This is a genomic window from Streptomyces qinglanensis (assembly GCF_900111245.1).
In the GTDB taxonomy this organism is placed as follows: Bacteria; Actinomycetota; Actinomycetes; order Streptomycetales; family Streptomycetaceae; genus Streptomyces; species Streptomyces qinglanensis.
In genome coordinates, this window is sequence record NZ_FOGO01000010.1 from 58,692 (window position 1) to 73,186 (window position 14,495).

Annotated in this window: 3 protein-coding genes (1 of these 3 only partly in view); all 3 read right to left on the minus strand. The window is 76.9% G+C overall.

The annotated features are described in order from the left end of the window. Tightly spaced (each overlapping or abutting the next), the 3 genes in view from BMX65_RS20905 to BMX65_RS32205 form a layout consistent with a single transcriptional unit that may run on beyond the window. On the minus strand, positions 1-7,680 hold the full coding sequence (locus BMX65_RS20905) for an SDR family NAD(P)-dependent oxidoreductase (protein ID WP_075001886.1): 7,680 nt from the start codon (positions 7,678-7,680) through the stop codon (positions 1-3). Beyond that, a complete protein-coding gene (locus BMX65_RS20910) occupies positions 7,680-11,549 on the minus strand; it encodes a beta-ketoacyl synthase N-terminal-like domain-containing protein (RefSeq protein ID WP_075001887.1) in 3,870 nt (1,289 codons plus the stop codon). Before BMX65_RS20910 ends, BMX65_RS20905 begins: the two co-directional genes overlap by 1 nt. Further along, positions 11,546-14,495 carry the 3' portion of a non-ribosomal peptide synthetase gene (locus BMX65_RS32205; RefSeq protein WP_075001888.1) on the minus strand. The gene runs 22,079 nt beyond the window's last position, so the window shows 2,950 of its 25,029 coding nt (coding positions 22,080-25,029); its start codon lies off the right edge, out of view; the stop codon is at positions 11,546-11,548. Before BMX65_RS32205 ends, BMX65_RS20910 begins: the two co-directional genes overlap by 4 nt.

Below are 14,495 nucleotides of genomic sequence, written 5' to 3' on the forward strand. Positions count from 1 at the left end.
TCAGGCGCCTGCCCACTCGGTCAGTGCGCGGTGGTTGGCCCGGTCCCTGTCCTCCGCGGCCGTCGCCGCCGCCTTGCGCAGCCGCAGCAGCACCGGGCGGGTCCACCCGCGGCGGGACGGCTCGGCGAGTCCGTCCTGCTCCAGCAGCGGGTCGAGCACGGCCGGCGGTGCGGTGACCCGCTCGACGACCAGGCGGGCCGAGCCCAGCAGCGCCACCCACGAGTCGACGCTGGGCACCAGCACCCCGGCGGCCCGGTCGTCGAGGTCGCCGCGCAGGGTGCCGACGTGGTCGGCGAGCAGCATCCGGCCGCCGTCGATCAGTGCGGTGTCGATCCGGGCGAGCAGGTCCCGCTTGCGGCGTACGGTCACCAGCGGGCCCAGGGCGACCACCAGGTCGTAGGTGCCGGGCAGGGCCTCGTCGGGGCTCGCGGGTACGGAGTGCAGCACCGCCGTGCCCTGCTGCGCGGCGAGCGCGGCGAGTTGTTCGCCTCCGCCGCCGCCCACGTCGGCGATCGCGCCCACCGCGGCGAGGTTCTCCGGGGCGAGCAGCGCGGCCCAGGAGTCCCCGCCCGCCTCGGCTCCGCCCGGGGCGGAGTGCGGGGCGGCAGCGGTGTCGGGTATCCGGTCGGCCAGCAGCCCCAGCAGGTGCTCCGCCAGGGCGCCCGCCGTCGCCTGGTCGAAGACCAGGGTCACCGGCAGCCGCAGGCCCGTTGCCTGGTCGAGCCGGTTGCGCAGTTCCACCGCGGTCAGCGAGTCGAATCCCAGCTCGGCGAATCCGCTGTCCGCTTCGATGTGTTCGGGTTCGAAGCCGGGCAGGACGGCCGCCACCTCCTGGGCGACCAGCGCCAGCAGCAGGGTGCGGCGCCGGTCCGGCGCGGCACCCGCGAGCTGCTCCAGCAGCGGTCCGGGGGCGCCGGTACCGGTCGCCGCGGCCGGGCTGTCGGTACCGGTGTCCGCCGCTGAGGCGCCTGCCGCGGGGCCGGTGCCGGCGCCCGGGTCGGCGCCTTGCGGCGGTGCCGTACCCGGAGCCCCGGCAGCCCGGGCAGCCCCGGGTGTTGCCGTACCGGCGGCGGGGGGTGCCGCGGGTCCGGCGGCCGGGGCCGCGGTGTCCTGGCGTACCAGGCTGCGCAGCACCGGGTGCACGGGGGCGGCCCGCAGTGCGGCGAGGTCCAGCCGCATCGGCACGGCCAGCTCCGCCGGTCCGGCCACGGCCGCGTCGAACAGCGCCGCGCCCTCCTGGTCGGAGAGCATCCGGAAGCCGCTGCGGACCATCATGGCGGTGGCCCGCTCGTCCTCCAGCAGGTCCCGGGTGAGGTCGCTGACGCTGGCCCACAGTCCGAACGCGACGGAGAGTCCCGGCAGCCCGTCGGTGCGGCGGCGCCGGGCCAGTGCGTCCAGGAACGCGTTGGCCGCCGCGTAGTTGGACTGCCCCGGGTTGCCGAGCACCCCGGCGGCGCCGGAGAACGTCACGAAGACGTCCGGATCGGCCGCGCGGGTCAGCTCGTCCAGGACGACGGCCGCGTCCAGCTTGGCCCGCAGCACGGGCGCGAGCCGGGCGCGGGTCTGGCCGGCGAGCATGCCGTCGTCCAGCGCCCCGACCGCCTGCACCACACCGGTGAGCGGGTGGTCGGCGGGGATCCCGGCCAGCACCTCGGCCACCTGGTCCCGGACGGTCGCGTCGCAGCGCGCCAGCCGGACCTCGGCGCCCAGCGCGGTGAGTTCGGCGGCCAGTGCGCGGGCGCCGGGCGCGGAGTCGCCCCGGCGGGAGGCGAGCACCAGGTGCCGCACACCGTGCGCGGTGACCAGGTTCCGCGCGATGACCGACCCCAGCGTGCCGGTGCCGCCCGCGACGAGCACGGTGCCGCCGGGCGCGAAGGTACGGGGGAGGGTGAGCACGATCCGGCCGATGTGCCGGCCCCGGCTCATGGTGCGCATCGCGTCCCGGGCGCGGCGGACGTCGAGCACGGTGCGCGTCGGCGGCGGCAGCACGCCGCGCTCGAACAGCGGCAGCAGCGCGTCGAACATGGCGCCGATCCGCTCCGGTCCCGCCTCGACGAGGTCGAACGCCTGGTAGCGGACGCCCGGATGGCTCGACTCGACGTCCCCGGCGGGCCGGATGTCGGTCTTGCCCATCTCGACGAACCGCCCGCCGCGCGGCAGCAGGCGCAGCGAGGCGTCGATGTGCTCGCCGGTCAGCGAGTTGAGGACGACGTCCACGCCGCGGTTGCTGCTCTCGGCCGCGAACGCGGCGGCGTAGCCGGTGTCGCGCGAGGAGCGGACCAGCGAGGCGGGCACGCCCATGGCCCGCACTTCGGCGTGCTTGGCCGGTGCCGCCGTGGCGAACACGTCGGCGCCCAGATGGTCGGCGAGCCGCACCGCGGCGCTGCCCACCCCGCCTGCGGCGGCGTGCACCAGCACCGACTCGCCGGCCCGCAGTCCGGCCAGCTCGACCAGTCCGTAGTAGGCGGTCAGGTACGCCACGGGTGCGGAGGCGGCCTCCGCCCAGGTCCAGCCGGCGGGGATGTGCCGCACGGTCCGCGCGTCGGTCACGCAGACCGGTCCGATGCCGCCGGGCAGCAGGCCGAACACCCGGTCGCCGACGGCCAGTCCGGTGACGCCGGGGCCGACCTCGGTGACCACACCGGCGCCCTCGGCGCCGAGCACCAGGTCGCCGGGGTACATGCCGAGCGCCCCGAGCACGTCGCGGAAGTTGAGCGCGGCGGCACGGACGGCGACCCGTACCTGTCCGGCGGCGAGCGGCCGTGCGGCATCCGGGGCGGGTACCAGCGCCAGGTTCTCCAGGGTGCCGGGCGCCGTGGAGTCCAGCCGCCAGGTCGGGGTGCCGGGCACCTCCAGGCCCGGGTCGTCGGCGGCCCGCACCAGCCGCGGCACCAGCACCCGGCCGCCGCGCAGCGCGAGGTGGAACTCGTCGGCGGCCAGCGCCGTCTCGATCGCCGCGGGGACGTCGGCGACCGGTGCGTGCCGGTCCAGGTCGACCAGCACGAGCCGGCGCTGGAACTCGGACTGCGCCGCCCGCAGCAGGCCCCAGGCGGGTGCGTTCGCCAGGTCGGGGACCGGCTCCCCCGGGTCGACGGCGATGGCGCCCCGGGTCAGCACGACCAGTCGGCGGCCGCGGTTGGCCGGGTCGGTCAGCCAGTCCCGGGCGGTGTCCAGCAGCGCGCCGGTGGCCTCGTGCGCGGCGGGCACGAGCGCCTCGCCGGTGACCGGGAGGTCGCCGGGGCCCTGCAGCGACAGGACGGCGAACTCGCCACGTTCGGCGGTCCGGACCACCTGGCCGATGCCGAAGGGGTCGGGGCCGAGCAGCGACCAGGTGGCGGCGGACGGGCCGCCGCTGTCGGCCCGGGCCGCCGCCCGCGGCAGCGGCTCCCATGCGACGGTGAGAAGCGCGTCCCGGGCCAGGTCGGGGCGCTCGCCGGTGGCCGAGCGCAGGACCAGGCAGTCGAGCTGTGCGACGGGCTTCCCGTCGCCGTCGGCGAGCTGCAGCGCGACACCGGAGCCGTCGACTCCGGTCAGCCGTGCGCGGGCCCGGCCTCCGGCCCCGGGGCTGTGGACCGACATCCCCGTCCAGGCGAACGGCAGCAGCCCGCCCCCGCCCTCCATCCAGGTGCCGAAGCCCATCGCGTGCAGTGCCGAGTCCAGGAGCGCCGGGTGCACTCCGTAGCGCCCGGCTTCGGCGGCCTCGGCCGCGGGCAGTTCGACCTCGGCGAACACCTCGGTGCCGCGCGCCCATACCGCGCGCAGGCTCCGGAACGCCGGGCCGTAGGTGTACCCGGCGGCGTCCATGGCGGCGTAGTAGTCCGCGACGGGAAGCGGCTCGGCTCCCGGCGGCGGCCACTGGACGAGGTCGAAGTCCGGTGTGCCGCGCAGCGGGGCCAGCGTGCCGGTGGCGTGCCGGGACCACGGCCGGTTCGCGGCCGCTCCGGCGGGCCGCGACGTCACCTCGACGGTGCGCGTGCCGTCCGCCGCCGGGGGCGCGAGCACGAGCCGTACGGCGGTCTCCTGCCCGCCGGTCAGGTCGAGCGGCGCGTGCAGGGTCAGCTCCGTGATCTGCGCGGTGTCCACGGCCTCGCCCGCACGTCCGACCATGTCCACCAGAGCGGTGCCGGCCAGCAGCACCCGGCCGTTGACGAGATGGTCGCCGAGCCACGGCTGGGCCGCCTGGGAGACCCTGCCGGTGACGGTCAGCGTGCCGTCCGCGCCGGTGACCGCTCCGGCGAGATCGAGCAGCGGATGCCCGGAGGCGTCCCCCTGCGCGGCGGCCGGTGCGGGGGTTGCCGCGCCGACCGGTGCCGGGGCCGGGGGCCGGGATGCGGCCGGTGCCGGTGCAGGTGCCGAGGGTGCGGCCGTGGGCGTGGCCGCCCGGGCCGGGGCCGGGGCCGAGGGCGCAGGGCGTGCCGGAGCCGGGGCGGCGGCCGGCACTGCGGACGCGGCAGGCGCGGCCGGTGCGGCTGGAGCGGCTGGAGCGGCTGGAGCGGCGGCCGGGGGGTCGGTCCAGTAGCCGGTGGTGGCGAAGGGGTAGGTGGGCAGCCCGCCCAGCCGCAGCGGCGTGCCCTGCGGATACAGCGAGCTCCAGGCCAGCATGCCGCCTTCGGCCCACACCCGGGCCAGCTCCGGCAGCGGCCTGCCCTTGGCGCGCTCGGCGCGGACGGCGGAGGCGGGGCGCTTGGCCTCTCCGGTCAGCACGGCGGCGGGGTCGCCCGCGCGCCACCGGTCCAGCGCGTCCAGGACCTCCGGCACGTCCTCGGCCACCACGGCCAGCCGGAACCGCATCGGCTCCCGGCCGACCTGGCTGGTCCAGGCGACCCGCGCCAGGTCCAGGTCCGGGTTGCCGCGCAGGAAGCCGATCCAGTTCCCGACCGAGTCGGCGAGCTGCTGCGGGGTACGGGCCGACAGCACGAACAGGGCCGGTGCCGTGCTCCGCCGGACCTCGGTCTCGGGGGCCTCCTCGACGACGACGTGCGCGTTGGCACCGCCCGCACCGATCCCGGTGATCCCGGCCCGCCGCACCTGGGCCTGCCCGTGCACCTGCGGCGGGTCCCAGGGCACCGGCTGGTCCGACAGTTCGAAGGGCAGTTTGTCGCGGTCGATCGCGGGGTTGATCTCCTGGGGCAGCCGGGTGGGGGGCAGGGTGCGCTCGGTGAGCGCCAGCACCACCTTGGAGAGCTGCGCCATACCGGAAGACGCTTCGCCGTGGCCGATGTTGGGCTTGACCGAGCCGAGCCGGAAGCGGCCGGAGGCCCCCTCCCGGCCGCCGAACGCCTGGGTGACCGCGGTCATCTCGACCGCGTCGCCGATCTCGGTGCCGTTGACGGTGGTCTCCAGGTAGCTCACCGTGCCGCCGTCGACGCCCGCCCGGCGCAGCGCGGCGGTGATGACGTCGGCCTGCCGCTTGGGGCTGGGGCTGGTGAAGCCGACGGTGCGCCCGTTGTGGTTCACCGCGCTGCCGCGGACGACCGCGCGCACGTGGTCGTTGTCGCGCTGCGCGTCGGCCAGCCGCTTGAGCACCACGACGCCGACGCCCTCACCGGGCACGATGCCGTTGCCGCCGATCCCGAAGGCCGGGCACTCCGGCCGGTTCGAGAGCATCTTCACGGCGCCCAGCTCGGCGTAGGTGGAGGGATGCAGATACAGGTTCACCCCGCCGACCAGGGCCATCGCGCATTCGCCGGAGCGCAGGCTCTGCACGGCCTCGTGCAGCGCGACCAGCGCCGAGGAGCACGCGGTGTCCACCGGCTTGCTCGGTCCGCCGAGGTCGAGCTGGTAGGAGACGCGGTTGACCATGTCGCCGAACGAGGTGCGCGGCAGGTCGACGCCGCGGTCCGCGCCGAGCCGGTCGAAGCCCAGCTTGGAGGCGCCCGCGAACACCCCCGTCGCCCTGCGGACCTTGGCGTCGAGGGCGTGCGGGCAGTACCCGGCGTCCTCCATGGCCTTCCAGCACTCCTGGAGGAAGATCCGCTGCTGGGGGTCGGTGTTCCGGGCCTCCTGCTCGGACATCCCGAAGAACTCGGCGTCGAACTGGTCGAAGTCCTCCAGGAATCCGCCCCACCTGGAGTGGCTCTTGCTGATGACCTCCATGCCCTGCGGGTCGGGGGTGTAGTACTGCCGCCAGTCCCAGCGCCGGGCCGGTATCTCGCCGATGGCGCTGCGGTTGGCGGTGACCAGGTCCCAGTAGCTGCGCAGGTCCGGCGCCCCGGGGAAGCGCACGCTGAGCCCGACGATCGCGATCGGCCCCGCGGTGTCCGGTTCGGCCGGCCCGGGGTCGGCGGCGGGACGCGGCGCGGGTGCGGGACGCGCTTGCGCGGCCGGGGGCGGCGGGGACGGGGGCGCCACGGTCGGCGCGGGGGCAGGCGCGGTGGGCGCGGTGCCCGCTGCCGGTGCGGGAGCCGCGGCGGCCGCCAGGGGCGCGGACGACCCGGAGGCGGGCGCGGCAGGCGCGGCGGGCGCACCCCGCAGGGCGACCAGGACCGCCTCCGGCGCGTCGTCCTCGTCCACCCCGGGGGGCAGCGGATGGACGCGGATCTCCTCGAACCCGGCCGCGGCCAGCGCGGCCCGCCAGGCGTCGGCCGAGAGCAGCGGCGCATGGGGCAGCCGGGCCCGCGCCGCACCCTGCTGCGGCCACCACTCGGCGGTCAGCCCGAAGAGCATGATCGAGGGCTCGGGCGCCGAGACGGCCTCGGTCAGCACCAGCGCGCCCCCGGGGCGGAGCAGCGCCGCGGCGTTGGCCAGGGCCGCGTCCGGGTCGGCGGCGGCGTGCAGCACGTTCGCGGCGAGCAGCACGTCGGCGCCCCCGGCGGGCAGTTCCGGGGTCGCGGCGGCGACGGCGACGTCGTGGACGGTGAAGTCGGTGAAGCCGTACTCGGAGCCGAAGCGCTGCCTGCCGTGCTCGGTGAACCGGGTGGAGGGGTCGGTGTACGCGTAGCGCAGCCGGTCGCCGAAGGGCGCCAGCGCGGGCAGCGTCCGGGCGGCCGTCGCACCGCTGCCGGAACCCAGTTCGACGACCGAGGCGGCCGTCGCCGTCTCCAGTCGGGCGCGGGCCGCCTCGGCGGCCACGGCGGCGACGACGTCGCCGCCGTCCGGGGCGCCGCCCGGAGCGGCGCCGGGCGGCTCGGCTCCGGCGCCGTCGGGGAAGAGCACCTCGGCGGCGGGACGGCGCCCGGTCAGCACCTCCGGGTAGGCGTCCAGGCAGCGGCGCAGCAGCCGGACGGTCGGCTCCGCGGTGGGGAACTCGGTCACCAGCCCGGCGACCATGGCGTCCGACTCGGCGCCGGAGAGCTCGCGCAGCGGATAGGCGGCGACCAGCCGCTCGCCCTCGCGGCGCAGCGTGCCCGCCGTGACGAGGATGTCCAGCAGCGCCTCGAACAGCCGCCGGTGCTGGTCGACCACCCCGAGCGCCGCGGCCAGTTCGTCCGGCGTGCCGCCTTCGCCCGGCGCGGTGAAGGCGCCCATCCGCCGGAGGGCACCGGCCAGCATCCGCCGGGCCAGCAGCGTCAGCGCGTCCGTGCCGCGCTGCACCGCGAGCCCGGCACCGGGGTCGGCTCCGGCGAGCACGTTCCGGGCCGCGGTGTGCAGCCGCTGCGCGTGCTCGGCCGGACGCCGTCCCTGCTCGGTCGCTGCCGCAGTCGGGGTCGTTGCCGTCGTTTCCGTCGTCGGCGTGCTCATCAACGGGTCACCGCCTCGGCGTAGGGGGTGGCCGCGGCGATCCGGGCGCGGTTGGCCGCGCGCCCGGCCGCCGGTCCGGCCGTGGTGTCCTTGCGCAGCCGCAGCAGCAGATACGCCGCCGTACCGCGCTCCAGCGGCACGGCCAGGTCGGTGTGGAACCGCCACCGGTCCTTGGACCGGGGGTCGAGACCGGCGGTGTGCTGGTCGACGTCGAAGTCGGCGAGGAAGTGCCCGACGCGGGCGCTCGCGTCGACCGCGTCGTCGAGCACGAACCCGGCGTCGGCGAGGTGGTCGGCCCACTGCTCCGGGGTCGGGAGCCGGATGCCCAGCCCCGGGTCGGTCCGCTCGCTCCCGACGGCCAGGAAGTCGGCCAGCAGCAGCCTGCCGCCTTCCGGCAGCGCGGCGGCGATCCCGGCCAGGTGCGCGGCCTTGTCGGCGACCAGGTGGCTGCCCTCGAGGCCCAGCGCCACTTCGTGCACGGTGGCGGGATCGGTGTGCGCGACGGTGACCCTCGTGTCGAGGCCGTGCTCCTTGGCCGCCCGGGCCGCGGCCTCGGCCTGTGCCGGGTCGGCGGTGCGGATGTGCACCCGCAGGGTGCGGTGGCGGGCCGCGAGGCGCAGTCCGGCAGCGCCCTGTGCGCCGTGCAAGTCGAACAGGCCGTCGGCCCGGTCGAGGTCTTCGCCGCGGAGCAGTACGTCGAGCAGCTCGGCCTGGTGCTCGCGCACCAGTTGGGTGTCGTCGGGGTCGGCCTCAGGGTGGAGGAGCACCCGGCTGGCCGAGAACCCGATCTCGCGGGCCGGGAACGGCGCGGCCCAGGTGGGTTCGGCGGGCCACTCGGGTATCGGCTCGGCGGACGGTGCCGACGCGCCGGTCGCGGCCGGGGCGACGCCGGCCGGGGCGCCCGGAAGCGCGCTGCTGTCGGCCGGGAAGTCCGCCGCCAGGCTCTCGGCCACCTCGGCCACACAGCCGAACTCGAACAGCAACGTCCGCGACGCATCCGGAAACACCTCGGCGATCCGGTGATTCACCCGCGTACGCACCACCGAATCAATCCCGAACGCATCCCACGAACGCCACGGATCCACCTCCCCCGCAGCAACCCCCGCCTCTTCCCCCACCACACCCGACAACCAACCCACCACATCGCCCCCACCAGAGGCCGGAACACCGACTGCAGCCCCCGACGGCACCACAGCCGGCTCCACACCGACCGCCCCGCCACCACCGGAGAGCTGCACTCCGGGAACCGGCTCCGCGCCCTGCAGGGCGGTCCGGCAGTCGGCGGGGAAGTCCGTGGTCAGGAGGTCGGCGACCTCGTCGATGGTGGGGAACTCGAACAGCAGGGTCCGGGACGCGGCCGGGAACCGCTGGGCGAGGTACTGGTTCACCCGGGTCCGGACCACCGAGTCCACGCCGAACGCGTCGAACCGCTCCCAGCGGTCGACGGCCGCCGGGTCGACGCCCACCTCGTCGGCGATCACCCGGGTCAGCCACAGTGCGACGTCCTCACGCAGCCCACCGGGCCCGGCAGCGGCCTGCGGCCCGGTGTCCGCCGGCGCATACGCCGCCACCGCGGGAGCGGCCGGAGCGGCGGCCGGAGCGGCGGGTCGCGCAGGCGCGGCCGGAACCGTCGCAGGTGCCGGGGCCGTCGGGGCCGACGGCTCGGCGGGAGCCACCGGAGCGGCAGCGGGAGCCACCGTCGCGGCAGGTGCCGGGGCCGCGGGTGCCGGGGCCGCGGGGGCTGCCGGGGCGATCCGGGGCTCGGCGGCCGGCCGCGGAGCGGGGCCCGGCTGCCCCGCGGGCTGCGGGCGGGCGGCCGGGGCGGCGGCGGCTCCAGCAGCGGGGCGGGGGGCCAGCCGGTCCCTGCCGTGGCGATTGCGCGCGAACGGATACCCGGGAAGGGAGATGCGCCGCCCGTCGGTGGCGGGCCAGGAGACCTCCGCGCCCCGGCACCAGGCCGCGGCCAGCTCCGCCGGAGTGCCGTCGGCCGCACGGGGGGCCCCGGTGCGGGCCCGGCCCATGGTCGTGTCCGCGGTGGGGCGGCCCGCCGCGAGCGCCCGGAGCGCCGCCACCAGTTCGGACACCGAACCGGCCACCACGACGGCCCGCTCGTCCAGCGCCGCGCGCCCCTGCTGGAGGGTCACCGCCACGTCGGCGAGCGTCGGCGGTGCCCACACCGGCTGCCGCTCGTCCGGCCGGGCGGCCGGGGCCAGCGAGGCGACCAGGCTGTCCACGGACGGCGACTCGTACAGCGTGTCGACCGTGACCTGTCGGCCGGTCTGGCGCGCCAGCAGGTTGGCGAGTTGGGCGAGCTGATGGGGCTCGGCGCCGTGGCTCTCCAGGTTCCGGTCGCCGCGCAGTCCGCCGGGGTCGATTCCCAGCAGGTCGGCGATGAGCCGGCGGAGGGTGTCCTGGCCGCTCTCCGCGCCTGTCGCGCAGACCCGTTCGAGATGGTCGGCCAGTTCTCCGGCCAGTGCGCCGAGCCGCTCGCCGTCGCGGGCCGAGAGCGGCACCGCCACCGGGCCCGGGGCGCGGTCCCCGGCCGCCGGACGCGGCGCGGGCTGGTACTCCTCCACCACCAGGTGCGCGTTGGTGCCGCTGTGGCCCATGGAGTTGACCGCCGCGAGGCGCGGTGCGCCCGGGGTCGCGGGCCACGGCCTGCCGACGGCGTCGATGGTGATGCCCGAACCGTCCAGCTTGATCATCGGGTTGAGGGTGCGGAAGGTGGGCATGCCGGGGAAGCGCTCGTTGCGCATGCTCAGCAGCACCTTCACCAGGCCGATCGCGCCCGCGGCCGCGCCGGTGTGGCCGACGTTCGCCTTGGCGCTGCCGAGCACGCACCCGTCCGGGTTCGGCTGCTGCCTGCTGAACGCGCGGGCCAGCGCTCCGGCCTCCACCGGGTCGCCGAGCACGGTGCCGGTGCCGTGCGCCTCGACGTAGCCGACCCGGGAGGTGTCGATGCCGTGCCGCCGGTACACCGTCTCGACCAGCTTCTCCTGGGCCGGTCCGTTCGGCGCGGTGAGGCCGTTGCTGGCGCCGTCGTGGTTGACGCCGGTGGCCCGGATGACGCCGCGGATGTCGTCGCCCGCCGCTTCGGCGTCGGCGAGCCGCTTGAGCACCAGCACCGCCACCCCCTCGGCGAACACGGTGCCGTTGGCGGAGTTGTCGAAGGTGCGGCACTCACCGGACGGCGAGAGCACCCCCATGTCCGCGAGCAGGTTCAGCGAACTCTGGTCCAGGCCCACGTTGGCGCCGCCCGCCAGTGCCATCCCGCAGTCGCCGGCCAGCAGACTGCGGCAGGCCATGTGGATGGCGACGACGGACGAGGAACAGGCGGTGTTGACGACCAGCGCCGGGCCGTGCCAGTCGAGGAAGTAGGACAGCCGGGCCGCGACCAGCGCGTCGGAGGCGCCGGTGAACGACTCGTGCAGATATCCGGCCGGCTCGGCGCCCACGAACATCCCGGTGTCGGAGCCGTACAGCGAGAACGGGTCGATGCCCGCGTCCTCGACGGCGTGCCACGCCTCCTGCAGCAGCAGCCGCTGGTGCAGGTTCATGGAGTCGGCCTCGCGCGGGTCGATCCCGAAGAACTCCGGGTCGAAGCAGTCCCGGTCGGCGATCACCCCGCCCCAGCGGTAGCCCCGGGCGCCCTCGCCGAGGATCTCCGTGGGCAGTTCGCCGACGCTCTTGCGCCCCGCGGCCAGGTTCTCCCAGAACGTGCGGACGTCGTCGGCCCCGGGGAACCTGCCCGCCATCCCGACCACCGCGATGTCCAGTGCGGAGGTCGGGGCGGGCGGCGGCTCCGTTGCGGCGGCCGGGCCGGCGGTGAGGTAGCGATCCACGACGGATCGGAACTCGGTACTCGTCATCGCTGCCCTCCGGAGGCGTTGTCGACAAGATCGGTGAGATGGTCGGTCAACCGGTCGATGGTGGTGTGGTCGTAGAGGAGCGCGGCGTCCAGCTCGAGGCCCAGCTCCTCGCCGAGCTCGGAGACGAAGGACATCCCGGTGATCGAGTCGACGCCGAGTTCCGCGAACGCGCGGCGGGACGACAGCTCTTCGGGCGGCACGCGCAGTGCCCGGGCGAGCCGCTGAGTGGTCAGCGACCTGATCCGGTCCCGGTCGGCCCCTTCCGCGGACGGCTCCTGCTCCCGGCCCTGTTCCCGGCCCTGCCCCTCGCCTGCGGCCGTCGGCCCCGGCTGGGCGGACTCCGGCGGCGTCCGCGGAGGCAGGGGCTCGGGTACGGGGCCGGGCTCGGGCACGGGTGCGGTTGCGGGCTCCGGCTCGGGCACGGGTGCGGTCGCGGACTCCGGCACGGGTGCGGTCGCGGGTTCCGCGGATCGCGCGGACTCCGCGGGCCCGGCCTCCGCGGGCCGGGGCGCCCCGGCCTGCGCGGACCGCGGGCCGCGCGCCGGTGCTGCGCCGCCGGGGCGCAGGCCGACGGTCTGGGTGGCACCGCCCGAGGTCAGCAGCCGCACGGCCGCGTCGAAGCAGGCCGCGCCCTCCTCGTCGCTGAGGAAGCCGACCCCGGGGTGCTCGGCGGCCGCCTCGCCGAACGAGGAGGCCCAGGCACCCCAGTTGAGCACCCCGACCGGGAACGGTGCCGCCACGGCGATGGCCCGCGCGAACGCGTCCGCGAACGTGATGCCCGCCGCGTACGCCGGGTGCGTTCCGGCGCCGCCGAACGCGAACGCCTGCGCCGAGGAGAAGAAGCACAGGAAGTCCAGCGGCTCGTCCACCAGCGCGCCCGCCACATGCACGGCGCCCCGGGCCTTCACCTCGTAGTGGTGGCGGAACTCGGCGTCGTCGAGCGCGGTCACCTCCCGGGCCTGCTCGGTGATGGTCGAAGCGCCCGCGAACACGACACCGTGCAGGGCCCCCAGTGCCTCCTTGGCCTCGGTGACCGCGGACCGCACCTGCTCGGGGTCCGTCACATCGGCGCGGAGGTACGCGGGGGCACGGTCCCCGACGGTCGCGGCGTCGAGCGCCGCGCGGACCGCCGCGTCGTCGCCGGGCCTGCGGCCCACCCAGGCGACCCGGGCTCCGTAGTGCTCGTGCAGGTGCCGGGTGACGGCCTGGCCGACCACGCCCGCACCGCCGATCACCAGGTACGCACCGCCCGTCCGCAGCCCCGGCTCGCCACCGGGCGGCTCGACCTCGTCGAACCGCTGCCGGTAGCGCCTGCCCTCGCGCAGCAGCGTCAGTTCGCCCGCCGGGCTGGCCGGTTCGGCGATCAGCGCAGCGGCCAGCGCGGGCAGATCGGTCTCCTGCGCGGAGACGTCGACGTTGCGCACCGCGTACCGGCGGCGCTGCTGGGCCAGGAAGTAGGCGAGCCCGGTCAGTCCGGCGCCGGTGGCGTTGGCCGCGCGGCCGTCCGTGCCGTGGGTGTCGTGGGTGGTCAGATGGCAGTCGATCCGCTCGCCGCCGTGCTGCTCGGACAGGGCCCGCAGCAGCCGCAGGGCGAGCAGTTGGACGTCCGCGTCGACCCGGGCGTGCGGGTCCTCGGCGCCGACGACGAAATGCACCCGGTCCACCGGGCCGACGTCGGCGAGGACCGTGCGGAAGGCGTCGGGGTCGCCGGGCGAAACCGTGCGCAGCGAACCCGTGCCGACGGTACTCGCACCCGTCGTCACCGGCACCACGGTGGCCCCGGCCGCGCGGTGGTGGGCGCCGACGGCCTCGGCCAGGGCACCGGCCCCGGACTCGACGACCAGTACCCGGCCCCCGGCTGCGGCCGGATCGGCTGCCGGTGAGCGGACTTCCCAGCTCGGCACCCGCAGCATGCCCCGGGACGGCGCGGTGAGCGCGGCACCCGCGCTCACCGCGTCCTGCCCCTGCCCCTGGCCCTGGCCCTGGCCCTGTGCACCTTCCGGCTCCTGCGGCTGCCCGGCGGAGCCGGGTACGGCCCCCTCCGGGGCACCCGCGTTCGCGGCGGGCCGGTCGGCGCCCGGGGTGTCGGCGCCGGAGCCCTCCGCACCGCGGCCGTCGGCGCCGTGCACACCGTTGCCGTGCCCACCGTCGCGGCCGTCGGTCCCCGCGCCGCCGGAACGGTCCGGTGCGGGCGCGGCGGAGTGGTCGGTGAACCAGTAGCGGTCCTGCGCGAAGGGGTAGCCGGGCAGGCTGACCCGGCGGCCGCGTGCGGCGCCCGGCCGGTCCGTCCAGTCGACGGCGGCACCCTCCACCCACCGTTCGGCCGGCGGGCGCAGCGCCGCCTCCGTGCCGTGCACCCGCACCGCGTCGTCGGCGAGGAAGTCGCCGAGGGCCCGGACGAGCCCGGCCAGGTCGGGCACGGCGAACGCGGCCCGCTCGGCCAGTTCCACCCGGCCGTGCTGCAGGGTGTGGGCCACGTCGGCGAGCGCGAGGTTCCCGGCGCCCGCCGGCACCAGGGCGGCGGCCTCGGCGACGGTGTGCCCGGCGGTGAGCCGGGGCGGTCGGCCCGAGGGCAGCAGCTCGGCCAGCGACCGGGCGACCTGGGTGACCTCGGCGGCCGTGATGCCGTACTCGTGCCACGGCTGCCGGGGGTCGAGGTCGGCCGGGTCGGTGCCCAGCACCCGGGCGAGCCGGGCGGTGACCTCGCGGGCCGAGTCGGCGGCGCCGCCGCGCAGCCGGTCCAGCAGCCGCGCGGCGACCGCCCGCAGCGCCGGCACCGTGCGGGCCGACAGCGGCACCACCACGGGCCCCGGGGCCGCGGTGGCCGCCGCGGCCTCCGGCGGGCCGGTGTACTCCTCCAGGACCACGTGCGCGTTGGCGCCGGTCGCACCGAAGGAGCTGACCCCGGCGCGCCGCGGCCCGCCGTCGGGCACCGTCCACTCCTGG